Origin of the sequence: Rhodanobacter sp. Soil772 (genome assembly GCF_001428385.1) — a bacterium.
Taxonomy (GTDB): Bacteria; Pseudomonadota; Gammaproteobacteria; order Xanthomonadales; family Rhodanobacteraceae; genus Rhodanobacter.
Genome location: NZ_LMSK01000001.1, coordinates 847,243 through 870,595, shown reverse-complemented (window position 1 = coordinate 870,595; position 23,353 = coordinate 847,243). Strand labels below are relative to the sequence as shown.

Here is a 23,353-nt window from a genome sequence, read left to right as displayed (position 1 = left end):
CGACAGACAATCGCGCTCAGATGCCCTTCGCGAGCCCCTCGGCCAGGCCGATATAGCCGCCTGGCGTCAGTTCCAGCAAGCGCTGCTTCGCATCCGCTGGCAGGTCAAGCCCGCCGATGAACTCGCGCATCGAGTCCTTCGTGATGCCGTGCCCGCGAGTTAGCGCCTTGAGCTGTTCGTATGGCTCGGGCAGGCCGTAGCGGCGCATGACGGTCTGCACGGCTTCGGCCAGCACTTCCCAACTGGCGTCGAGATCGGCGGCGATGCGGTCGGCGTTGACGGTGAGTTTGCCCAGGCCTTTCTTCAGCGATTCCAGCGCGACCAGGGTGTGGCCGAAGGCGGTGCCCAGTGCGCGCAGCACGGTGGAGTCGGTGAGGTCGCGCTGCCAGCGGCTGATCGGCAGCTTCTCGGCGAAGTGGCCGAGCAGGGCGTTGGCGAGGCCGAAGTTGCCTTCGGCATTCTCGAAGTCGATCGGGTTGACCTTGTGCGGCATGGTCGAGGAACCGACTTCGCCGGCCTTCAGCGTCTGCTTGAAGTAGCCCAGCGAGATGTAGCCCCAGATGTCGCGGGCCAGGTCGATCAGGATGATGTTGGCGCGGCGCACGGCGTCGCAGTATTCGGCCACGCCGTCGTGCGGCTCGATCTGGGTGGTATAGGCGTTGAAGTCGAGGCCGAGGCTTTCCACGAAGCGCTGCGAGAACGCGCGCCAGTCGATTTCCGGATAGGTGATGGCGTGGGCGTTGTAGTTGCCCACCGCGCCGTTGATCTTGCCGGAGATTTCCACGGCGGCGAGCTGCCGGCGCTGGCGTTCCAGCCGCGCCACCACGTTGGCGATTTCCTTGCCCAGCGTGCTGGGTGAGGCGGTCTGGCCATGCGTGCGCGAGAGCAGCGGCAGCGCGGCGTTGGTGTGTGCGATCTCGCGCAGTTTGGCGATCACCGCGTCCAGCTGCGGCAGCAGCACCTGGCTGCGCGCGTCGCGCAGCATCAGCGCGTAGGACAGGTTGTTGATGTCCTCGCTGGTGCAGGCGAAGTGCACGAATTCCTTGGCCTGGGCCAGGCTGGCGTCGGCGCCGATCTTCTCCTTGATGAAGTACTCGACCGCTTTCACGTCGTGATTGGTGGTGGCCTCGATTGCCTTGATCCGCTCGCCGTCGGCGACACTGAAACTGTCCGCGATGGCTTTCAGGGTGGCGACCTGGCCCGCGCCGAACGCCGGCAGTTCGGCGATCTGCGGGTCGGCGGCCAGCGCCAGCAGCCATGCGATCTCCACCTGCACGCGGCGATGCATCAGGCCGAACTCGCTGAAGATCGGGCGCAGCGCTTCGACCTTGCTGGCGTAGCGGCCGTCCAGCGGCGACAGGGCGGTGAGGGCGTGGGAGGACATCGAGGTTTCCGGCAGGGCAGGGAAACGCGCATTCTACAACGGGTGCGCTGACTGTCGGCCCGGTCTTGGTGGGCACGAACCCTTGATATGGCGCGAATCGCGCCTATCGTGGTGGAGATATTTCCTCCGACTCCAAGGATCGAGCATGACCACGTTCCGCATCGAACACGACAGCATGGGCGAGTTGAAAGTCCCCGCTGACGCGCTGTATGGCGCGCAGACCCAGCGCGCGATCGACAACTTCCCGATTTCCGGCCTGCACCTGCCGCGCCCGTTCATCCGCGCGCTGGGACTGATCAAGGCCGCCGCGGCCGAGGTCAATCTGGCGATGGGGCACCTGAAGAAGAACCAGGCTGCGGCGATCCGCAAGGCGGCGCTGGCGGTGGCGGACGGCCAGTACGACGCGCAGTTCCCGATCGACATCTTCCAGACCGGTTCGGGCACCAGCACCAACATGAATGCGAATGAGGTGATCGCGCACCTGGCGGTGGCGGCCGGTGCGAAGGTGCATCCGAACGACCACGTCAATTACGGGCAGAGTTCGAACGACGTGATTCCCACGGCGATCCATGTCAGCGCCACGCTCACCACCAGCGAGCAGCTGCTGCCGGCGTTGAAGCATTTGAAGAAAGCCATCGACAAGCGCGCGCGTGAGTTGAAGAACACGCCGAAGACCGGCCGCACCCACTTGATGGACGCGATGCCGATCACCTTCGGGCAGGAACTGTCCGGCTGGTCGGCGCAGATCGGTTCCGCCATCGAGCGCATCGAGGATGCCTTGAAGCGCATGCGCCGGCTGCCGCAAGGCGGCACCGCGGTGGGCACCGGCATCAACGCCGATCCGAAATTCGGCCCGGCGATGGCGGCGCAGTTGAAGAAGCTGACCGGGGTGAAGTTCGAGTCGGCGCAAAACTATTTCGAGGGCATGGCCGCGCAGGATGCGGCGGTGGAGCTGTCCGGCCAGTTGAAGACGCTGGCGGTGGGGTTGATGAAGATCGCCAACGATCTGCGCTGGATGAATTCCGGCCCGCTGGCCGGCCTGGGCGAGATCGAACTGCCCGCCCTGCAACCGGGCTCGTCGATCATGCCGGGCAAGGTCAATCCGGTGATTCCCGAAGCCGTGGCGATGGTCGCCGCGCAGGTGATCGGCAACGACGCCTCGATCACCATCGCCGGCCAGTCCGGCAACTTCCAGCTCAACGTGATGCTGCCACTGATCGCGCACAACCTGCTGCAGTCGATCGGTATTCTCGCCAATGTCAGCGTGCTGCTGGCCGACAAGTCCATCGCCGGCTTCAAGGTCAACAAGGCGCGGGTAAACCAGGCGCTGGCGATGAACCCGATCCTGGTCACCGCACTGAACCCGGTGATCGGCTACGAGAAGGGCGCGGCCACCGCCAAGCTGGCATACAAGCAGCATCGGCCGATCATGGAGGTGGCGCTGGAGACCACCGGACTGTCGAAGGACGAACTGAAGAAGCTGCTCGACCCGATGGCGCTGACCAGGGGCGGTATTCACGGCTGACCCCGAACGACGTCCCGTAGGAGCCCGCTCGCGGGCGATGCTGTTGTTGCTTTGATGTCTGGGAGAACTAGAGCAACAGCGTCGTCCGCGAGCGGGCTCCTACATCGGGATCAATCGGAGAACACGGCGAAGCCTTTCTTGCCGTCCTTGTCCTTCATGTCCTTGCCGCAGTCGTCGACGTCCTTCTGCTCCATCGTTGCGTAGGGCCTGAACTCGGGCATTGCCGCGGCCAGTTTCTGCTGTGAGGACAACAGACCGGGCATCCGCAGGCACAGCTTGGCGGCAGCGGCCTGGATCTTGTCGGTTTGCGGCTTGATGGCTGCTTCGATGTCCTTGTCGCTTTTGCCGGTGAGCGCACCCCATACCCCCGCCTTGGCCGCGCTGAGGCCCAGATCGGCGCCTTGTGCGCCGATATCCATGCCGGCTTCGGCGATACCGAGGATCTGCTGGCGGTAGTCCAGCAGCAGGGTCTGTTGCGCCGGTGTGGCCGCCACCTTCTTGCCCGCGATCAGCAAGTCGCCCTGCGGGGTGATCTCGGCCTTGGGGCGCGAGTCTTTGTCGTCGCGTTGGCTATCGTTGATGTGAACGCTGTTCACGTCGATGTTCTTGGTGGCCAGCTCCTGCTTGGCCTCCTGCATCGCCTTGCGGATTTCTCCGGAAATTGCCGACGAGGAGGTTTTCTCGCCGGCGTCCTTTATCGCCTGTGCCGTGTTGTCGGCGACACCCGGCTGGGAGTCGGTCTGTCCGGACTGGCCGCAAGCGGCCAGCGACAGCAGCAGGACCAGGGCGAGCGCGCTGAAAGTGATGGGCTTCATGGGTGTGCTCCTTTCTCGAATTCGACCGGAAGTCAGCTGTCGTCGCGCCAGCGGCGGAACCAGATGGCGCCGGCGAGCAGGCCCAGGCCGATCACCACGCCGATCCACAGGTTGGCGGATGCCAGCAACTGGTAGGTGTTGCCCAGGTCCATGAAATCCATGCCCGGGTTGCCGGCGACGCTGTGCGCGATATTGCCGTTGTGACCGAACACGCTGCCGGTGCCGGGGAACACGCTGAGCAGGCCGCGCTGCACGATGTTCTTCCAGAACCAGGTGGTCGGCAGGTCGAACAATCCCATGATGCCGAACCAGCTGACCAGCAGGCCGGTGGCCACCGGCAACGCCACGGCCCACAGGAAGGGCTTGTTGCGTGCCCAGGCCGAGCAGAGCAGCAGCCAGCCCACCGAGGGCAGCGCCCACAGCACATACAGCGGGATGTAGCCGATCAGGTTGAACATGACGCGGAACGGGTGGGCCAGCACCAGCAACTGCCATACGTTCACGCCGTGGAAGGACAGCGTGAGCGCCAGGATCAGCAACTGCAGCATGCCTACAATGATGCCCGTGGCCACAGCGACGATCGGCGCGAGTACGGTGGCACTGACGACCTTGGACAGCACGGTGCTGGTGTCGGAGATCGGCAGGGATTTCCAGAACAGGATGCTGCGGTCGCGGCGATCGTCGTACAGCGCGCCAAGACAATAGAAGAACACCACGAAGCCCAGTACGGCGATCAACAGACCCATTGCCGAGTACATCGCCACGTCCAGGGCAAACCCGACCTGGCTCAGATCGCCGGCGTCCATGTCGGCGATGACGCGCCGCAGGCCGCCGCTGGCGCCGAAGTTGATGCCGTGGCGGGCGCCGACGACTTCGGCGGCGATGATGCCCATGATGTTCAGCAGCAGGAACACGCCGCCGGTGATGATCGGCGCCCAGAAAAAGCCGCCCCGGTGCTCCCAGAATTCGCGCTTCACCAGCCAGTACATGGTTTTCCAAGCGGGGGTTTTCATGCGTAGGTTCCCTTCATGGTGGCGACGAACAGGTCGCTGATGGAGGGTCGGCGGGTTTCGCCCAGCTGCTCCAGCGTCGCGCGGTTCGCGCCGTCAAACAGAAAAATGCTCTTGCCGAAGACCTGGCGTTCGTCGAGTGGTTTCAGTGCCCGGGCCGCGTCGGCCTTGTCGGCACCCACCATCACCTCGATGAAGCGTTCGCCGACCGCGTCCATGTCGGCATCCAGCACGATCCTGCCGTCGCGGATGAACATCAGGTCGGTGAGGATGTGCTCGACTTCCTCCACCTGGTGCGTGGTGACGATGATCGTCTTGTTCTCGTCGAAGTAGTCTTCCAGCAGGTGCTGGTAGAACTGCTTGCGGTAGAGGATGTCCAGGCCCAGGGTGGGTTCGTCCAGGATCAGCAGCTTGGCGTCGATCGCCATCACCAGCGCCAGGTGCAACTGCACGATCATGCCCTTGGACATTTGCCGCACGCGCTGGTCGGGTTGCAGCTTGGTGCGCGCCAGGAACGCCTCGCACTTGGCGCGATCGAAGCGCGGGTGCACGTTGGCGACGAAATCCACCGCCTGGCGCACCTTGATCCAGCGCGGCAGCACGGCCACGTCGGCGATGAAGCACACCTCGCCCATCAGCTTGTCGCGCTGCTTGCGCGGGTCGAAGCCCAGCACGTTCAGCTCGCCGGTGAAGTCGGTGAGGCCCAGGATCGCCTTCAGCGCGGTGGTCTTGCCGGCACCGTTGGGGCCGATCAGGCCGACGATGCGGCCGGGTTCGATCCGGAAACTGGCGTTGTCCAGTGCCAGCGCCGACTTGTATCGCTTGGTCAGGCCACTGGCCGTGATCACCGCGCTCATGATTTCTCCTCCTTGTCGGTGCCGGTTTCGCGCATCAGCGTCTTGATATCCAGTCCCAGCCGCTGCAGTCGTGCGAACAGCACCGGCCACTCTTCGCGCAGGAACCGCTCGCGTTCGGATTTCAGCAGCGCTTCGCGAGCGCCTTCGATGACGAACATGCCCAGACCCCTCCGTTTCTCCACCAGTTGTTCGTCGACCAGTTCCTGGTACGCCTTCGACACGGTCAGCGGATTGATTTGGTAGTCCGCAGCCACCTGGCGTACCGACGGCAGCGGGTCGCCCTCGTTCAAGGCGCCGTCCAGGATCATCGCCACCACGCGTTGCTGCAGCTGGCGATAGATCGGGACGCTGTCGTTCCAGGTAATGGTCATGTTTTATTCCTTGCTGATGCGACCGAACTTGTTGCCAAACGAATAGTAGGGCATGGCCAGCTGCGACCCGAGCAGGCTGAACTGCTCCGTGTTGCTGGCGCCGTCCAGGTGCCCGATGGCCGGGATCGTGGCGATGCCCACGGTGCCGATGTCGTTCAGCAGGGCAGCGGTGCGCATTTCGGCAGCGCTGGGACGAACCTGGACCGGGGCCAGGTCGATGACACGGATGGTGCTGGTCTTGCTGGCCGGGGCCGGCTGGCTGACGACGTTGTAGTTGACGGCGCTCAGGCTGGCGAAGGTAAACAGGACGGCGGCGACGCTGGCGATCAGGTTCTGCGCTTTCATGACGGGCCTCCTTAGTGACCTCGTTGAGTGGTGTTGTAGTGAACTATAACACTAAACTTCGAGTCGTCAATAGGCGAAACGCGATTTCGCAACATGACTGATGGCCTATATGGCCAGGCGGCTGCCTGGTAGCCGCTGTTGCATGCTGCCTCCGGGTCAGCGGTGGCTCGGCCACGCCGCTGACCGGCGGCCTCCCGCGGCCTTCGACGAACATGGTTCAATGCGCCGATATCAGTTACGCGGAGGCATGCATGGATCTCGAATTGCTCGACCGGGTCGTGGTGGTCACCGGCGCCAGCAAGGGCATCGGCCTGGCCTGTGCGATCGCGTTTGCACGCGAAGGGGCGAAGGTGATCGGTGTTTCGCGCGACCCGGCGAACCTGCATGCCGCGCAGCAGCAGCTCGAGTCGCTTGGCTTGGCGATGGCCGTGCAGCCGGCCGATCTGAAAGACAGCGTGGCGGCACAACAGGTGATGCAGCGCATCGAACGCGATCACGGCCCGGTCGACGTGCTGGTCAACTGCGCCGGGGCCGCGCGCCGTGCGCCGCCGGACGAACTCGATGCGGCGGCCGTGCTGGCGGCGATCCAGGCGAAGTACCTCAGCTACATGCACGCGATCGACCCGGTGATCCGCCGCATGGGCGCGCGCGGCCGCGGCAGCATCGTCAACGTGATCGGGCAGGGCGGACGCCAGGCCAACCCGCAGCACATCGGCGGCGGCGCCGCGAACGCCGCGTTGATGCTGGCCACCGTGGGTTATGCGAATGCCTATGCCGGCAAGGGCGTGCGGGTGAATGCGATCAACCCCGGCATCACCCGCACCGGTCGGGTCGACGAGGGTCTGGATGCCGCAGTCCGCGCCAGCGGGCGACCGCGTGAGGAACTGCTGGCCGCACAACTCGGCGGCATCCCGCTGGGCCGCATGGCCGAACCGGCGGAGATCGCCGACGTGGCGGTATTCCTGGCTTCGGCCCGCGCCAGCTATGTCACCGGCGCGATCATCCCGATGGACGGCGGCAAGACCTCGACGATCTGATCAGCAGCACAAAGGCCGGCTTCGCAGCCGGCCTTTGCGGTCTCCAAATATTGCGCGGTCAATCCTTGGCGGTATACACCTGCTTCCCGCCAACCCAGGTCTGCAGCACCTTGGTGTCCCAGATCTTGCTGGGCGGGTCCTTGAAGATATCGTGGTCGACCAGGATGAAGTCGGCCCACTTGCCCGGCTCCAGCGTGCCCAGGGTCTTTTCCGCATGCTCGGCGTAAGCCGCGTCGAGGGTGAACGCGCGCAGCGCCTCGGCCGGCGTCATGTCCTGGTCCGGGTACCAGCCGCCCGGCGGCTGGCCGGCGTGATCCTCGCGGGTGATCGCCGAGTACAAGCCGTAGAACGGGTTCGGCGATTCCACCGGGAAATCCGAGCCGCCGGCGACGATCGTGCCCTGCTTGAGGAAGCGCTGCCAGGCGTAGGCACCCTTGATCCGCTCATGGCCGATGCGGTCTTCCGCCATGTTCATGTCGGAGGTGGCGTGGGTCGGCTGCATCGAGGCGATCAGTTGCAGCGGCACGAAGCGCGGGATGTCCTTGAGCGAGACGATCTGCGCATGCTCGACGCGGTTGCGCAACGCGATGCCGTTGGGGTGGGCCTTGTAGGCCGCCGCGTAGCTGTCCAGCACCTCGCGGTTGGCGTGGTCGCCGATCGCATGGACGCCTACCTGGTAGCCCTTGCCCAGCGCCTTGCCGATGTCCGCAGTCAGTTCGGCAGGCTTCAGGAACAGCAGGCCACGGTTGTGCGGGTCGTCGGAGTAGGGCGCGAGCATCGCCGCGCCACGGCTGCCCAGCGCGCCGTCGGCGAACAGCTTGACCGCGCGCACCGTGAGAAAGTCGTTGCCGTAGCCGATCAGCGGGCCGTTCTTGCTGATCGTGTCGAAGTCGTCGCCGGTGCCCAGGATCATCGCGTAGATGCGCGCAGTCAGCTTGTGCTGGTCGGCGTACTGCCGATACAGCTCGTAGTTGGCCAGATCGATGCCGGCATCGCCGACGCCGGTGAGGCCGACGCTGGCCATCTCGGCCAGCGCGGTATCCAGCGCGGCGACCTTTTGCTGCGGGGTCGGCGGCGGCACCTTCGCGTTGATCAGCGCGGTGGCACCGTCGACGAAGACGCCGGCAGGGTTGCCGTTGCCGTCGCGTTCGATGCGCCCGCCGCTGGGATCCTTGCTGGCCTTGCTGACCCCGGCCAGCTTGATCGCGGTGCTGTTGGCCCAGCCGGCGTGGCCGTCGACGCGGCTCAGCCAGACCGGGCGGTCGGCGACCGCGCTATCGAGTTCCTTCGCGGTGGGAAAGCGGCCGAGCTTCCAGATTTCCTGGTTCCAGCCGCTGCCAAGGATCCACTTCGCCTCGGGGTGCGCCGCGGCATACACCTTCACCTTTGCCAGCGCCTCGTCCAGCGACTGTGTGCCGGCAAGGTCGACGCTGTTGCGTGCGTAGCCGAGTTCCAGCACGTGGCCGTGGGCGTCGATCAGGCCGGGCAGCAGGGTGTGGCCGTGGCCGTCGATCACCTTGGCGTCGCCGGCGCGGCTGGTCAGTTCGGCACGGCTGCCGGTGGCGACCACCTTGCCCTGGTCGACCAGCAGCGCCTGGAAATGCTGCAGCTTACCGTGGCTGTCCAGCGTGTAGCCGTTGACGTTGTCGACCAGCAGGTCGGCGGCCTGCACGGCCGGCGCCAGCGCCAGCAGGGCGAGCAGGGACAGACGTAGCGAGCATTTCATGCGCGGATTCCTGTAACGGATGAATCCGCAGTGTGTCGGCATGCGCGCGGTTTTTCCACCGTGGCGGTCACGGCTCGCCTGTAGCACGAGAAAAACGCCCTCTTCAGCAGGAAGAGGGCGTTCGCCTGGCGGCAGGGTGGATCAGGCGGCCTTGGCGACCAGCGTCCCGATCGTGCTGCGCGCGGACTTCAGCGCCGCCGCTTTCTGCTCGTCGCCGATCGCGATGCCTTCGGCGCGCACGAACTCGACGTTGTCGATGCCGATGAAGGCAAATGCCGTGCGCAGGTAGGGCTCCTGGAAGTCCATCGCCGCGGCCGCCGAGTCCTTGCCGTAGAAGCCGCCGCGGCTGGAGGCGACGATCACCCGCTTGCCGCCGGCCAGGCCTTCGGGGCCGTTCGCCGTATAGCGGAAGGTCTTGCCGGCAACCAGGATGCGGTCGAGCCACGCCTTGAGCTGGCTGGAGATGGCGAAGTTGTACATCGGCGCGCCGATCACCACCACGTCGGCGGCAAGGAACTCTTCCAGCATCTCGGTACCCAGCACGGCGGCGGGGTCGCTGGCGTCGGCTACCGGGGTCCAGTGCGGCAGCGGTTGTGCGGCCAGGTCGTGATAGTGGATGGCGAGGTTGGGCGTAGCGCGCTTCAGCTCGGCTACGATGTCGGCGGTCAGCTGGCGCGAGACCGAATAACCACCCAGCGCGCTGGAATCGATATGCAAGAGTTTCATGGAAAGTTTCCTGGTCAGGCCATTGATTGGCGATGGAATCAGGATATATTTGGAACAATGCGTCGATAAGATGGCAGTTGTCGAACTTATCGTTCTTTAATGGAAACGATCATGACAGTATTGGGCGGTGCCCTGCAGGACCTCAACGACCTGTACTTCTTTGCCGCCGTGGTCGAACACGGCGGTTTTTCTGCAGCTGGACGCGCGTTGGGCGTACCGAAGTCGCGCCTGAGCAAGCGCGTGGCCCAGCTGGAGGAACGCCTCGGCGTGCGGCTGCTGCAGCGGACTACAAGACGCTTCGTGGTGACCGAGGTCGGCGAGCGCTTTTACGCGCATTGCCGCGCCGTGCTGGAAGAGGCGCAGGCAGCGCAGGACGCGGTGGACGAATTGCGCGCCGAGCCGCGCGGCGTGGTGCGGCTGAGCTGCCCGGTGTCGCTGACGCAGACGGTGCTGGCGTACGTGCTGCCGGATTTCCTCGCGCTGTACCCGAAGATGCAGGTGCGCGTGCTGTCCAGCGACCGCCGGGTCGACGTGATCGGCGAGGGTTACGATCTGGCGATCCGCGTGCGCAGCAAGCTGGATACGGATGCGAACCTGGTGATCCGCACGTTCGGCCAGTCGCGTACCAAGCTGGTGGCCAGCCCCGCCTTGCTGAAAGCCCAGGGCCGTCCGGCCACGCCGGAGGAACTGGCCAAACTGCCGGCGCTGTCGATGCGCGAGCACGAAGGCGCGCAAGTGTGGGAACTGATCGGTGCGAACGGCGAGCAGACCAGTGTGGAAGTGCATGCGCGCCTGATCACCGGCGACTTCGCGGTACTGCTGGAGGCGGCCCGCCGCGGCATGGGCGTGGCGTTGCTGCCGGAATTCGTCTGCGCGCCGGCGATCACCCGCGGCGAGCTTGAGGTGGTGCTGCCGGAGTGGAGCGTGCCCGAGGGCACCATGCACTTCGTCTATCCCAGCCGGCGCGGCATGCTGCCGGGCGTACGCGCGCTGGTCGACTTCCTGGCCGAGCGGCTGCCGGCAACGACCTTGCTGAAGCATGAGCAGTGCAAGCAGCGCCCGCTGGACGAACTTCCGCCGACGTGATGCACACGATGGCCCCGATGCAGTACGCTGCCGGGTTTACGGACATTTATACGGCCAAACGATGATCGCTACCAAACTTCCCAAGGTCGGTACCACCATCTTCAGCGTGATGAGCCAGCTGGCGCTGGAGCACAAGGCGGTGAATCTGGGTCAGGGCTTCCCCGATTTCGAACCGCCGCAGGGGCTGCGCGATGCGCTGAACCGCGCCATGAACGAAGGCCGCAACCAGTACGCGCCGATGCACGGCATCGCCACCCTGCGCGAGCAGATCGCGCTGAAGACCGAGCGGCTGTACGGCCGCAAGCTCAACGTCGATACCGACATCACGCTCACCTCCGGCGCTACCGAGGCGATCTTCGCGGCGATTGCCGCGACGGTGCGCGCGGGCGAGGAGGTGATCGTGTTCGACCCGGCCTACGACTGCTACGAGCCGGCGATCGAGCTGCAGGGTGCGCGCGCAGTGCATATCTCGCTGACCGTGCCGGCGTTCGCGATCGACTGGCAGCGTGTGCGCGACGCGGTGACGCCGAAGACGCGCATGATCATGATCAACACCCCGCACAATCCGTCCGGCGCCGTGCTGTCCGCGGCCGACCTGGAAGAGCTGGCGACGATCGTGCGCGACACCGGCATCGTGGTGCTGTCCGACGAAGTGTACGAACACATCGTCTATGACGGCGCGCAGCACGAGAGCGTGCTGCGCCACCCGGAACTGGCCGAGCGCAGCATCGTGATCTCCTCGTTCGGCAAGACTTACCACTGCACCGGCTGGAAGGTCGGTTACGCGGTGGCGCCGGCCGCATTGAGCGCGGAGTTCCGCAAGGTGCACCAGTACCTCACGTTCTGCACCTTCCATCCGGCGCAGGTGGCGTTTGCCGAATTCATGGCCAGCACGCCGCAGCACTACCTGGAGCTGCCGGCGTTCTACCAGGCCAAGCGCGACCGCTTCCGCGCGCTGCTGGCACCGTCGCGCTTCAAGCTGCTCGACGTGCCGGGCGGTTACTTCCAACTGGTGGACTATTCGGCCATCCGCGACGAGGACGACCTGGCCTTCAGCAAGTGGCTGGTCGAGCACGGCGGCGTGGCAGCGATTCCGCTGACGCCGTTCTACGAAGGCGCACCGGGCACGCGTCTGTTGCGACTGTGCTTTGCCAAGAGCGACGCCACGATGGAATCGGCGGCGGAGCGGTTATGCCAGCTGTGATCATGCAACCACTGAAGGTTTCGCTGGTGCAGGGCGCCACCCGCTGGCACGACGCGCCGGCGAACTGCGACTACTACGGCGCGCTGGTGCGCCAGGCGCTCGGCAGCGATCTGATCGTGCTGCCGGAGACCTTCCTGTCCGGCTTCAGCAACGACACCCACGCCAGCGCCGAGACCATGGATGGCGAAGGCGTGGCCTGGCTGCGCGCGCTGGCGGTCGAGGTGGGCGCGGTGATCTGCGGCAGCCTGGCGATCCGCGAGAACGGCGTCGTCTACAACCGTCTGCTGTGGGTACGGCCGGACGGCAGTTTCGAGCAGTACGACAAGCGCCACCTGTTCCGCATGGCCGGCGAACACACCCGCTACGGTGGCGGCAGCGCACGCCTGGTAGTGGAGCTGAAGGGTTGGCGCATCCTGCCGCAGGTCTGCTACGACCTGCGCTTCCCGGTGTGGCTGCGCAATCGTCGCATGGCTTCGGCGAACGGCGGCATGGATTACGACCTGGCGCTGTTCGTGGCGAACTGGCCGGCGCCACGCCGGCAACCCTGGCGCACGCTGCTGCGCGCGCGGGCGATCGAGAACCTCGGCTACGTGGTCGGGGTGAACCGGGTCGGTGTGGACGGCAACGAGATTCCCTATGCCGGCGACAGCGCGGTGATCGATCCGGTCGGCGAGTCGCTGGTGGAACTCGGCACGCAGGAGCAGGTGGTAACGGTCACGCTGGATCCGGCACCGCTGCTGGCGCATCGCGAACGTTTCCCGGCATGGATGGATGCCGACGCGTTCTCGCTCGACCCGGGCTGATCCACGCTTCATCGTGGGCAACAAAAAGCCGCCTCATGGGCGGCTTTTTGTCGGGGAACCCACGCCGGCTCAGAGGATCGCCAGCACCGCTTCCGGCGGACGGCCGAGCGCGGCCTTGCCGTTGGCCACGACGATCGGACGTTCGATCAGCTTCGGATGCGCCACCATCGCGGCGATCAATGCCGCGCCGTCGAGTGCAGGGTCATCCAGACCGAGTGCCTGGTATTCCGCTTCGCCGGTGCGCAGCAACTCCCGTGGCGTCATGCCCAGCTGCTTCAGCAGCACGGCCAGTTCGGCCGCGCTCGGCGGGTTGTCGAGATAGTTGATCACCTCGACTTCGCCGCCGTGTTCCTCCAGCAGCGCCAGCGTGGCGCGCGACTTGGAGCAGCGATTGTTGTGGTAGATGCGCACCATCGGTCAGTTGCCTCGATCCGTCGTGCCGAGCGAGGCTCAGCGATTGCCCGAACGATTGCCACCGCGACCCGGCGGACGTCCGCCGGCAGGACCGCCGTGACCTTGTGGCCGTGCACCGCTGTGCGAGCGGTTGCCGCCCTGGCCCTGCGGTCGGCCGGCACCTTGCGGACGATTGCCGCCCTGGCCTTGCGGTCGCGCACCGCCCGTGCCCTGGGGTCGGGCGTTGCCGTGTGCGGGATTTCCCTGCGCACGATTGCCCTGGCCCTGGCCTTGCGGACGACCGCCATGTGCCGGACGAGCGCCCTGCGCACGGTTGCCGGTACCGCCGGCAGCGCCGCGTGATTCGCTGCCGAAGCTGCTGTACGGATTGCCACCAGCCGAACGACCCTCACCACCGGTGCGGGCACCGAACGGCTTGCCGCCGGCCGGCCGGCGATTGCCTGCGGCACCGCCGCGCGGCGCGCCGGGACGAGCGCTGCCGTCGCGGTTTTCACCGGCGAACCAGGTGCGCACCGACGGCAGCTCCTGGCCCGGGGCGACACGACGACCTCTACCGCCACTTGCGCCGCGTTCGGGGCGGGCCAGGTTGCCATTGACTTCCTTGCCGTCGCGACGCGGCGGCTTGCGGCCGCGGGTGGGTTCTTCGCGGATGCGGTCGTAGGCGCGTATTTCACGCGCCTCGTCCTGGCCGCCGGTCCAGGCGGTGCTGCTGCCGCGCTCGGGGCGGTATTCGGTGACGCTGCGGTTGGCGCGACGCTGGTGCAGCACCGGGCTCAGCGTCAGCACCGGTTGCGGCACGCCGAGGCCGGTGGTCTGGCGCAGCTGCTTGACGCTTTCCGCATCGAGCGCTTCGCACTCGCCGCGGCGCAGGTTGCGCGGCAGCTCGATCTTGCCGTAGCGGATGCGCTTGAGGCGGCTGACCAGGAAACCCTGCGAGTCCCACAGGCGGCGCACTTCGCGGTTGCGGCCTTCGCGGATGACCACGCGGAACCAGCTGTGGCTGCCGCCGCGGCTGATCACGGCGATCTCGTCGAAGCGGGCGGGGCCGTCGTCCAGCTCCACGCCGGCCTTCAGCTTTTCGATGATCTCGTCCGGCACTTCGCCGTGCACGCGGCACAGGTATTCGCGCTCGAGGCCGCTCTTCGGGTGCATCAGCGCGTTGGCCAGTTCGCCGTCGGTGGTCAGCAGCAGCAGGCCGGTGGTGTTGATGTCGAGCCGGCCCACGGCGACCCAGCGCGCACCCTTCAGGCGCGGCAGCTGTTCGAACACGGTGGGGCGGCCTTCCGGGTCGTCGCGGGTGGTCAGCACGCCTTCGGGCTTGTGATAGACCAGCACTTCGGTGTCGTCGCGGCTGTCGGTGGCGACGACGAACTGCTTGCCGTCCATCACCACGCGGTCGCCGGCCTTCACGCTCATGCCGATTTCGGCGGGCGCGCCGTTCAGTTCGACTTCGCCGGACTGGATGCGTTGTTCGAGCATGCGGCGCGAGCCGAGACCGGCGTTGGCCAGCACCTTGTGCAGGCGCTCTTCCAGCGCAGGTGCGTCGGTGTCGATGCGCGGTTCGCGCTTCAGGGATAAAACGGATTTTTGCGGCGCAGTCATGCGCGGTACTCCTCGGGATCTTGCTCGGCGGTGTCGGGTTCGACGTCCGCGGCGGGGTTCGCTGCCTCGTCGGCAGTGGTTGTCAGGGTCTCGACGGGCAGGCTCGGATCAGAGTCTGCATCGTCGGATTCGGATGTGATGACCGGCGCGTCGGCGACGGTCGCGATGTGGCTGTCGTCGGCATCGGCGGATGCCTGGTGTTCGATGTCGCTGCGGTCGGTTTCCGCGTCGACTGGGCCGTTCTCCTCCGGTATTTCCTCGTCCGGATCGATCGGCAGGTCGCGCACGATGCGGGCGGGCAGGGGATCCGGTTCGAAGCGCAGTTGCGGGTCTTCCATGTCGCGGATTTCCGATAGCGGCGGCAACTGGTCCAGCGATTTCAGGTTGAAGTAGTCGAGGAAGGCGCGGGTGGTGCCGAACAGCGCCGGCTTGCCGGGCATGTCGCGGTAGCCGACCACGCGGATCCACTCGCGCTCCTCCATCGTCTTGATGATGTTGGAGGACACCACCACGCCGCGGATCTGCTCGATCTCGGGGCGGGTGATCGGCTGGCGGTAGGCAATCAACGCCAGCGTCTCCAGCAGTGCGCGCGAATAGCGGCTGGGCCGCTCGGTCCACATCCGCGAGATCCACGGGTGCACGTCCTGGCGCACCTGATAGCGGAAGCCGGAGGCCACTTCCTTCAGCTCGATGCCGCGGCCGTCGCAGTCCCCGGCCAGCGCCTCGAGCGCCTTGGCGATCTGCTCGCGGTTGACGTCGTCGGCCTCGTTGAACAGGTCGCCCAGCTGCTGCACGGTCATCGGCTGGGTGGAGGCCAGCAGGGCGGCCTCGATGATGGGTTTGAGTTGCTCGATCTGCATAACCTTGGGTTCGGATGCCGGTTTGATCGGTACCGCTCAGTGGATGTCGTTCATTCGCCGGACGATTCGATCAGTGCCGATTCGCCCGCTTGTGCGTCGTCCGCCGGTGCGTCGACGAGTTCTTCGGCGTGGCTCACCTTCGCCTTTACGTATATCGGCGCCAGTGGCTCTTCCTGGACGATCTCGACCAGCATTTCCTTGGCCAGCTCCAGCATTGCCAGGAATGTCACCACGATGCCGAGGCGACCTTCCGTGGGATCGAACAGGCTCTCGAAGCGGTGGAAGCTGCTGTCGTCGAGCCGGCTCAGCAGTTCGCCCATGCGCTGGCGCACGCTGAGCGCCTCGCGCTTGATCGCGTGATGCCCGAACAGTTCGGCCCGGTGCATCACGTCCTTCAGCGCCAGCAGCAGTTCGGTCAGCTCCAGCGGCGGCGGCAACTTGATCACGTTGCGTTCGCCCACGTCGGCATGCACCACCACGCTGTCGCGTTCCTGCCGCGGCAGGGCCTCGATATCCTCGGCCGCCCGCTTGAACCGCTCGTATTCCTGCAAGCGCCGTACCAGTTCGGCACGGGGATCCTCTTCCAGCCCTTCCTCGACCGGCGGCCGCGGCAGCAGCAACCGCGACTTGATCTCGGCCAGGATCGCGGCCATCAGCAGGTATTCGGCGGCCAGCTCCAGCCGCATCACGTCCCGCATCAACTCGATGTAGGTCATGTACTGCCGGGTGATCTCGGCGACCGGGATATCCAGGATGTCCAGGTTCTGCCGGCGGATCAGGTACAGCAGCAGGTCCAGCGGACCCTCGAACGATTCCAGGATGACCTCGAGCGCGTCCGGCGGGATGTACAGATCCTGCGGCATCTGCAGCATCGGCTGGCCGCGCACGATGGCCAGCGGCATTTCCTGCTGTTGAGGTACCGACGCAAACGCGTCCTGCGGTGCGGTGACCGGGCTCTGTGGCTCGACGGGCTCAGTGCTCATCAATGCATGTCATGGGGCCGTCTTCAGCGGCTGGCAGTGCGTTCAACATGATCGGAATCATTCACATGCCGATACGGCATGGGATGTCCGTGCTCGGAATACGGCGGTGAGGCGGTATTCCCGGGGGTACTGCGTTCTTCACACTTGTTCGGTCGAGGCGCGGCGGACGCCATCGTCACGACGGGCATGACGAAGCCACTCGATGGTGGTTCGGTCAGGCGGGTCGCCAGCAACCATCGCGCGCCAACTGCGGGTTGTCAGCCACGGCAGGGACGCCAAGCAGAGAGGGCGGGAAGCGGCGCCATCGGCTGTTCACTGGTCGGTTCGAGAGCGATCGAATGGATGCCAAGGGGTGCCGGAAGTGCTCGGCAAACATCTCCATGGCGCCACGCGTTGACCAAGAGTAGCGGTTAGCCGGTGCCAAGTCCAGCACGTGGCGCCCCTCGTTGTCGCCGTTTGCGGGACGCCGGCCACGTGCGTTTGTCGGTTTCGCAGCGGTATCTCCGACAGGCACAATACGCGGATTGCGCCCGGAGAAACGGATGCGTCGGGATGCGGCAAGGGCGGCATGTGACCTAATGCGTCGGAATGGGTCAAGCCCGCGTCAGCGTCGCGTTCATCGACAGCGAACGAGGCGCCGGGCGCTGGCGTCCACCCGGCGTGGTGACGGCGCGGCCTTGCGGGTCCGGACCGAGTGGACGATGACGTGGTTTGCGAGGATCAGGATCGGCGCTCGGTGGAGTATAAAGCCCTGGCTGGCACGGTGGTTGCTTGAGATGCCGTTGACAATCCCGACCGGCCGCCGCGCAGCGGTGTTGTCGGCGAAGGATGCGGCGAAGGCTTTCAGGATGATGTCGGATACAGCGCCCTTGCCGACGGCAGGCGCAAGCGCAAACGGATGGTGGAACTGATGGCGATCGACAAAAGCGGACAGGATGACGGTGCACCGGAGCAGTTGCGTCCGGCGCGCATGCAGATCGAGACGACGGTGCTGATGAGCGGCAACGGCGAGTCGCATCCGACCGAGCTGGTCGATATCTCGGCTACCGGTGCGTTGCTGCGCCGCCCGTTGGGTTGGTCGGGCAGTGTCGGGCAGAGTTGGGTGCTCGACATGATCTTCGGGAACAACCTGCATATCCACCTCGAAGCTGTGGTGGCGCGCATCTCCGATCACCACATCGGTTTTTCGTACAGCCGCATTCCCGAGGACAAGCAGGTGCCGCTGTGGAACCTGCTGGGCGGCTACGCCGATATCCTGGAGTACTGGAAGGACGGCTGAGTGAAACGCCGCTGCCGCACATGAAAACGCCCGCGTCATGCGGGCGTTTTCCGTTTCGACGGGAATATCGGGCGCAGGCTCAGACAGACGGTTTCTTCTCGTCGCGCAATTCGCGGCGCAGGATCTTGCCCACGTTGCTCTTCGGCAGGCTGTCGCGGAACTCGATCAGCTTGGGTCGCTTGTAGCCGGTGAGGTTCTCGCGGCAGAACTGCTTGAGTGCTTCCTCGGTAAGGTTCGGGTCCTTGCGCACCACGAACAGCTTCACCACTTCGCCGGAATGCTCGTCGGGCACACCTACCGCGGCCACTTCGAGCACGCCCGGGTGTTCCATCACCGCGTCCTCGACCTCGTTCGGATAGACGTTGAAACCGGACACCAGGATCATGTCCTTCTTGCGGTCGACGATGTAGAAGTAGCCTTTCTCGTCCATCTTCGCGATGTCGCCGGTGTGCAGCCAGCCATCGGCGCCAAGCACCTTGGCGGTCTCGTCCGGGCGGTTCCAGTAGCCCTTCATCACCTGCGGGCCATGCACCATCAGTTCGCCGACTTCGCCGACCGGCAGCGGCTGGCCATCCTCCGACCAGATCGCCACGTTGGTGGACGGTACCGGCAAGCCGATCGAGCCGTTGTATTCCTTCAGGTCGAGCGGATTGATGCAGACCGCCGGCGAGGTTTCGGTGAGGCCGTAGGCCTCGGCCAGGGTGCAGCCGGTGACCTTCTTCCAGCGTTCGGCTACGGCACGCTGCACCGCCATGCCACCGCCCAGGCTCAGATGCAGCCGTGAGAAATCAAGCTCGGCAAAGCCGGGTGTGTTGAGCAGGCCGTTGAACAGTGTGTTGACGCCGGTGAATGCAGTGAATCCGGATTTTTTCAGCTCCTTGACGAAGCCGGGCATGTCGCGTGGATTGGTGATCAGCCAGTTGAGGCCGCCCAGGCGCATGAACACCAGGCCGTTCGCGGTCAGCGAGAAGATGTGATACAGCGGCAGCGCGGTGATGATCACCTCTTCGCCGGGCTTGACCAGGTCGGTGCCGATCCAGGCGGCGGCCTGCAGCATGTTCGCCACCATGTTGCCGTGGGTCAGCATCGCGCCCTTGGCCACGCCGGTGGTGCCGCCGGTGTATTGCAGGAACGCGATGTCGTCGTGGGTCAGCGTCACCGGCTGCAGCGGATGCGCCGCGCCGCGCGCCAGCGCGTCGCGGAAGCGCACGGCCTGCGGCAGGTCGTACGCGGGCACCATCTTCTTCACGTGCTTCAGCACGAAGTTGATCAGCGCGCCCTTGGGGAAGCCAAGCAGGTCACCGATGCCGGTGGTGATGACGTGCTGCACCTCGGTCTCGGCGACCACGTGCTGCAGGGTGCCGGCGAAGTTGTCCAGCACCACGATCGCCTTGGCGCCCGAGTCTTCCAGCTGATGCTTGAGTTCGCGCGCGGTGTACATCGGGTTGGTGTTGACCACCACCAGGCCGGCCCGCAGCGCGCCGAACAGGGCGATCGGGTACTGCAATACGTTCGGCATCATGATCGCGATGCGATCGCCCTTGCCGAGCTTGAGCACGCCGGTGAGGTAGCCAGCGAACTGGCGGCTCATCTCGTCGATCTGGCCGTAGCTGAGCTGACGGCCGAAACTGGCAAACGCCGGGCGGTCGCGGAAGCTGGCGAACGCTTCCTCCAGCACCGCCGGCACCGAGGCATACTGACTGACGTCGACCTGCTCCGGCACGCCGGCTGGATAGTTCTCCAGCCACGGACGTTCATTGCTCATGCTTTGGGTTCCCTGTTTGTCGATGACCACGAGTCGGATGGTGGAATCAGGATGGCGGTAGCATCCATCATGGACCATGCGCCAGTGGATTGGAGCATACGCCCGCGTATAGCGGCAAGCCGCACTGCAGCGAGTTCCGTCGATGATTGCACCGAGAAAAATCACCTGCGCGTTGGTCGCTCTCACGCTGTTCGCACTGGCGCTATCGGCCTGCCGGCGCACGCCGGACGAAGAGCAGGTGCGCGCAGCCATCGCGTCGGTCGCGCAGGCCGCCGAAGCGGGTTCGGCCGGCGATGTGGGTGCCCCGCTGAGCGAGGACTTCGACGGCAATGCCGGCCAGCTGGATCGACGCGGATTGACCGGCATGGTCAGGCTGCTGTCGCTGCGCAGCGAGCACGTCGGCGTGACCATGGGACCGGTGTCGATCGAGCCTCGCGGCGAACGGATGGTGGCGACCTTCACGGTCACGCTGACCAGCGGCGGCCGCCTGTTGCCCGATCAGCTGGGCCTGTACCAGGTCGAATCGGCGTGGCGCAAGGAAGATGGCGAATGGCGCTGCTATACGGCCAGCTGGAAGCATTCGCTGTAGCGATCCGCTGAGTGAGGCGCCCATGCAAAACCGCCCCGGAATCCGGGGCGGTTTTTACTGCTATGGAGTCACGCCGAAATTCAGGCGGCCTTTTTGCCGGCCAGCTGACGCAGCACGTACTGCAGGATGCCGCCGTGACGGAAGAACTCGCGTTCCTTCGGCGTCAGCAGCATCACGTTCACGCTGAACTGCTTCTTGCTGCCGTCGGCAGCGGTGGCGGTGACGGTGGCGCTCCTCGAATTGCCGTTGTCGAGGCCGGTGATGTCGAACGTCTCGTTGCCGGTCAGGCCCAGCGACTTTGCATTCTCGCCATCCTTGAAGGTGCACGGCAGCACGCCCATGCCGACCAGGTTGGAGCGGTGGATGCGCTCGAAGCTTTCGGCGATCACCGCCTTGATGCCCAGCAGCAGGGTGCCCTTGGCAGCCCAGTCACGCGAGGAACCGGTGCCGTATTCCTTGCCGGCGAGAACCACCAGCGGGGTCTTCTCTTCCTTGTACTTCATCGCCGCGTCGTAGATCGACATCTGTTCGCCGCTGGGGATGTGGCGGGTGAAGCCGCCTTCCACGCCGTCCAGCAGCTGGTTCTTGATGCGGATGTTGGCGAACGTGCCGCGCACCATCACGTCGTCGTTGCCGCGGCGCGAGCCGTAGGAGTTGAAGTCGATCGGCTGCACGCCGCGCGAGATCAGGAAACGCCCGGCCGGGGAATCCTTCTTGATCGCGCCGGCCGGCGAGATGTGGTCGGTGGTGATCGAGTCGCCGAACAGGCCCAGGCAACGCGCGGCGTGGATGTCCTCGACCGCGGTCAGCGCCATGGTCATGCCGTCGAAGTAGGGCGGGTTCTTGATGTAGGTGGAGGCTTCGTCCCACGCGTACAGATCGCCGTCGGGCGAGGCGATCGAGCTCCAGCGCTCGTCGCCCTTGAACACGTCGGCATAGTTCTTGCGGAACATGTCCGAGGTGACCGCGCCCGCCATCAGGTCGCTGATTTCCCGGTTGGTCGGCCAGATGTCCTTGAGGAAGACGTCCTTGCCGTCGGCGCCCTTGCCCAGTGGGTCGGTGCTCAGGTTCACGTCGAGCGAGCCGGCCAGTGCATAAGCGACCACCAGCGGCGGCGAGGCCAGGTAGTTCATCTTCACTTCGGCGTGCACGCGGCCCTCGAAGTTGCGGTTGCCGGAGATCACCGCGCCGACGGTGAGGTCGCCGTCGCTGATCGCCTTGCTGATTTCCTGCGGCAGCGGGCCGGAGTTGCCGATGCAGGTGGTGCAGCCGTAGCCGACCAGGAAGAAGCCGAGCTTGTCCAGTTCGGTGAGCAGGCCGGTCTTTTCCAGATAGTCGGTGACCACCTTGGAGCCTGGTGCCAGCGAGGTCTTCACCCACGGCTTGGACTTCAGGCCCTTGGCGGCGGCCTTCTTCGCCAGCAGGCCGGCGGCCAGCATCACTGCCGGGTTCGAGGTGTTGGTGCACGAGGTGATCGCGGCGATGACCACGGAACCGTCATGGACATCGAACTCCTCGCCGTTGCGCAGCACGTGCTGGCCGGGCGATTTCGCACTCTTCTCGCGGCCGACGGCGGTGCCGCCGCCCTCGTTGGCGAAACGCGCCTCGGCACCGTTGCGGTTGACCGTGGTGGCGCCGAGATTCTCGTGGAAATTCTGCTGCACGTCGGTGAGCAGCACGCGATCCTGCGGGCGCTTCGGGCCGGCCATCGACGGCTTCACGTCGGCCAGGTCCAGCGCCAGCGTGGCGGTGAATTCGGCGTGCACGCTGTTTTCGTCGTGCCACAGGCCCTGCGCCTTGGCGTACGCCTCGACCAGTGCGACCTGGTCGTCGCTGCGGCCGGACAGGCGCAGATAGCGCAGCGATTCCGCATCGATCGGGAAGATGCCACAGGTGGCGCCGTATTCCGGTGCCATGTTGCCGATGGTGGCGCGGTCGGCCAGCGGCAGATGCTGCAGGCCTGGGCCGAAGAACTCGACGAACTTGCCGACCACGCCCTGCTTGCGCAGCATCTGGGTGACGGTGAGCACGAGGTCGGTGGCGGTGGCGCCTTCCGGCAGGCGGCCGGACAGCTTGAAGCCGACCACCTGCGGAATCAGCATGGAGGAGGGCTGGCCGAGCATGGCCGCCTCGGCCTCGATGCCGCCCACGCCCCAGCCCAGCACGCCCAGGCCGTTGATCATGGTGGTGTGCGAGTCGGTGCCGAACACGGTATCCGGGTAGGCCCACAGCTGACCGTCGACTTCGCTGCCCATGACCACGCGGGCCAGGTGCTCCAGGTTCACCTGGTGCACGATGCCGGTGCGCGGCGGCACCACCTTGAAGTCGGCCAGGGCTTTCTGGCCCCAGCGCAGGAAGCTGTAGCGGGCCTGATTGCGCCGGAACTCGATCTCGACGTTCTTTTCCAGTGCATCCTCGCTGCCGAACACGTCCACCTGGACCGAGTGGTCGATGACCAGCTCCGCCGGCGAAAGCGGGTTGATCAAGGTGGGGTCGCCGCCCAGGGCCTTCATCGCGTCGCGCATCGCGGCCAGGTCGACCACGCAGGGCACACCGGTGAAGTCCTGCAGCAGCACGCGCGCCGGCATGAAGGCGATTTCGGTATCCGGCTCCTTCTTCGCGTCCCAGGTGGCGACCGCTTCGATTTCCTTCGCGGTGACGTCGATGCCGTCTTCGTGGCGCAGCAGGTTTTCCAGCAGGATCTTCATCGAGTACGGCAGCCGCTTCAGGTCGAAGCGCTGGCCCAGCTTGGTCAGGCTGGCAAAGGCGTATTTCTTGCCGTTGACCTCGAGGGTGTCGCGTACGGAAAAGGTGTCTTTCATGGTGCTGCTCCTGGCTGATCCTGCGGCTGGGATGATCGAACGATGGCGATGGGGAGGTCGCCGGCCCGGCAAAAACGCAATTATCGCCCAAACCCTGCGCGGTCGCGAACCGGTTTGCCGTCGGGAGGGCGGTGTGCACGGCTTGCGGGC

The 23,353-nt window shown here is 65.6% G+C and carries 21 protein-coding genes; 7 read left to right on the top strand and 14 right to left on the bottom strand.

Features of this window, described 5'->3' with window-relative positions; all coding sequences use genetic code 11:
- Window positions 1-16: 16 nt before the first annotated feature.
- Window positions 17-1,384 (bottom strand): adenylosuccinate lyase, encoded by a 1,368-nt coding sequence (gene purB, locus ASG75_RS04130; RefSeq protein ID WP_056385970.1) that lies wholly within the window; start codon window positions 1,382-1,384, stop codon window positions 17-19.
- 145 nt (window positions 1,385-1,529) lie between these two features.
- Here purB and ASG75_RS04125 point away from each other — a divergent pair, with 145 nt between their 5' ends.
- Entirely contained in the window at window positions 1,530-2,909 is a 1,380-nt protein-coding gene (locus ASG75_RS04125; protein ID WP_056385968.1) for a class II fumarate hydratase, read from the top strand.
- A 110-nt stretch (window positions 2,910-3,019) separates the two neighbouring features.
- Here ASG75_RS04125 and ASG75_RS04120 read toward each other — a convergent pair whose 3' ends face one another.
- Genes ASG75_RS04120 through ASG75_RS04100 form a run of 5 tightly spaced genes read right to left on the bottom strand, consistent with a single transcriptional unit; the run spans window position 3,020 to window position 6,307 of the window.
- A complete protein-coding gene (locus ASG75_RS04120; protein WP_056385962.1) occupies window positions 3,020-3,724 on the bottom strand; it encodes a hypothetical protein in 705 nt (234 codons plus the stop codon).
- A gap of 32 nt (window positions 3,725-3,756) precedes the next feature.
- Complete coding sequence (locus ASG75_RS04115) at window positions 3,757-4,737, bottom strand: hypothetical protein (protein ID WP_056385960.1); 981 nt, start codon at window positions 4,735-4,737, stop codon at window positions 3,757-3,759.
- Entirely contained in the window at window positions 4,734-5,591 is an 858-nt protein-coding gene (locus ASG75_RS04110) for an ABC transporter ATP-binding protein (RefSeq protein ID WP_056385958.1), read from the bottom strand. Before ASG75_RS04110 ends, ASG75_RS04115 begins: the two co-directional genes overlap by 4 nt.
- The gene (locus tag ASG75_RS04105; protein WP_056385956.1) at window positions 5,588-5,962 is read right to left on the bottom strand and encodes a GntR family transcriptional regulator; all 375 of its coding nucleotides are present in this window, start codon (window positions 5,960-5,962) and stop codon (window positions 5,588-5,590) included. The genes ASG75_RS04110 and ASG75_RS04105 overlap by 4 nt, the downstream gene beginning before the upstream one ends.
- 3 nt (window positions 5,963-5,965) lie before the next feature.
- Complete coding sequence (locus tag ASG75_RS04100) at window positions 5,966-6,307, bottom strand: hypothetical protein (RefSeq protein ID WP_056385954.1); 342 nt, start codon at window positions 6,305-6,307, stop codon at window positions 5,966-5,968.
- A gap of 212 nt (window positions 6,308-6,519) precedes the next feature.
- Here ASG75_RS04100 and ASG75_RS04095 point away from each other — a divergent pair, with 212 nt between their 5' ends.
- The gene (locus ASG75_RS04095) at window positions 6,520-7,344 is read left to right on the top strand and encodes an SDR family oxidoreductase (RefSeq protein ID WP_157616890.1); all 825 of its coding nucleotides are present in this window, start codon (window positions 6,520-6,522) and stop codon (window positions 7,342-7,344) included.
- 58 nt (window positions 7,345-7,402) lie between these two features.
- Here ASG75_RS04095 and ASG75_RS04090 read toward each other — a convergent pair whose 3' ends face one another.
- Together ASG75_RS04090 and ASG75_RS04085 are read right to left on the bottom strand one after the other, a co-directional pair.
- Entirely contained in the window at window positions 7,403-9,070 is a 1,668-nt protein-coding gene (locus tag ASG75_RS04090) for an amidohydrolase (protein ID WP_056385948.1), read from the bottom strand.
- A 141-nt stretch (window positions 9,071-9,211) separates the two neighbouring features.
- On the bottom strand, window positions 9,212-9,796 hold the full coding sequence (locus ASG75_RS04085) for an FMN-dependent NADH-azoreductase (protein ID WP_056385946.1): 585 nt from the start codon (window positions 9,794-9,796) through the stop codon (window positions 9,212-9,214).
- A 111-nt stretch (window positions 9,797-9,907) separates the two neighbouring features.
- Between ASG75_RS04085 and ASG75_RS04080 the strand changes: the two genes are divergently transcribed.
- The 3 genes from ASG75_RS04080 (at window position 9,908) to ASG75_RS04070 (ending at window position 12,889) form a co-directional block, all read left to right on the top strand.
- A complete protein-coding gene (locus tag ASG75_RS04080; protein WP_056387013.1) occupies window positions 9,908-10,882 on the top strand; it encodes a LysR substrate-binding domain-containing protein in 975 nt (324 codons plus the stop codon).
- A 61-nt stretch (window positions 10,883-10,943) separates the two neighbouring features.
- Entirely contained in the window at window positions 10,944-12,086 is a 1,143-nt protein-coding gene (locus ASG75_RS04075; RefSeq protein ID WP_056385944.1) for a pyridoxal phosphate-dependent aminotransferase, read from the top strand.
- Complete coding sequence (locus tag ASG75_RS04070; protein ID WP_056385942.1) at window positions 12,074-12,889, top strand: amidohydrolase; 816 nt, start codon at window positions 12,074-12,076, stop codon at window positions 12,887-12,889. The genes ASG75_RS04075 and ASG75_RS04070 overlap by 13 nt, the downstream gene beginning before the upstream one ends.
- Window positions 12,890-12,958: 69 nt before the next feature.
- Here the strand turns inward: ASG75_RS04070 and arsC are convergent, their stop codons facing one another.
- Genes arsC through ASG75_RS04050 form a run of 4 tightly spaced genes read right to left on the bottom strand, consistent with a single transcriptional unit; the run spans window position 12,959 to window position 16,748 of the window.
- Window positions 12,959-13,303, bottom strand: coding sequence for an arsenate reductase (glutaredoxin) (gene arsC, locus ASG75_RS04065; protein WP_056385940.1), 345 nt, complete (start codon window positions 13,301-13,303; stop codon window positions 12,959-12,961).
- A gap of 36 nt (window positions 13,304-13,339) precedes the next feature.
- A complete protein-coding gene (locus ASG75_RS04060; protein ID WP_056385938.1) occupies window positions 13,340-14,905 on the bottom strand; it encodes a pseudouridine synthase in 1,566 nt (521 codons plus the stop codon).
- Window positions 14,902-15,765, bottom strand: coding sequence for an SMC-Scp complex subunit ScpB (gene scpB / locus ASG75_RS04055; protein ID WP_056385936.1), 864 nt, complete (start codon window positions 15,763-15,765; stop codon window positions 14,902-14,904). Before scpB ends, ASG75_RS04060 begins: the two co-directional genes overlap by 4 nt.
- Before the next feature lie 50 nt (window positions 15,766-15,815).
- On the bottom strand, window positions 15,816-16,748 hold the full coding sequence (locus tag ASG75_RS04050) for a ScpA family protein (protein ID WP_056385934.1): 933 nt from the start codon (window positions 16,746-16,748) through the stop codon (window positions 15,816-15,818).
- 910 nt (window positions 16,749-17,658) lie between these two features.
- Here ASG75_RS04050 and ASG75_RS04045 point away from each other — a divergent pair.
- Window positions 17,659-18,027 carry a PilZ domain-containing protein gene (locus tag ASG75_RS04045; RefSeq protein ID WP_056387011.1) on the top strand — a complete coding sequence of 123 codons (369 nt, stop codon included), beginning with the start codon at window positions 17,659-17,661 and terminating at the stop codon, window positions 18,025-18,027.
- Window positions 18,028-18,106: 79 nt separating this feature from the next.
- On the opposite strand, the gene ASG75_RS04040 is transcribed toward ASG75_RS04045, so the two are convergent.
- Window positions 18,107-19,792, bottom strand: coding sequence for a long-chain-fatty-acid--CoA ligase (locus ASG75_RS04040; RefSeq protein WP_056385932.1), 1,686 nt, complete (start codon window positions 19,790-19,792; stop codon window positions 18,107-18,109).
- 142 nt (window positions 19,793-19,934) lie between these two features.
- On the opposite strand from ASG75_RS04040, the gene ASG75_RS04035 reads away from it, so the two are divergent.
- On the top strand, window positions 19,935-20,381 hold the full coding sequence (locus ASG75_RS04035; protein WP_056385930.1) for a hypothetical protein: 447 nt from the start codon (window positions 19,935-19,937) through the stop codon (window positions 20,379-20,381).
- 80 nt (window positions 20,382-20,461) lie between these two features.
- Here ASG75_RS04035 and acnA read toward each other — a convergent pair whose 3' ends face one another.
- Window positions 20,462-23,203: an aconitate hydratase AcnA gene (gene acnA / locus ASG75_RS04030; RefSeq protein WP_056385928.1), complete on the bottom strand. Its 2,742-nt coding sequence runs from the start codon at window positions 23,201-23,203 to the stop codon at window positions 20,462-20,464.
- Between the last annotated feature and the right edge of the window lie 150 nt (window positions 23,204-23,353).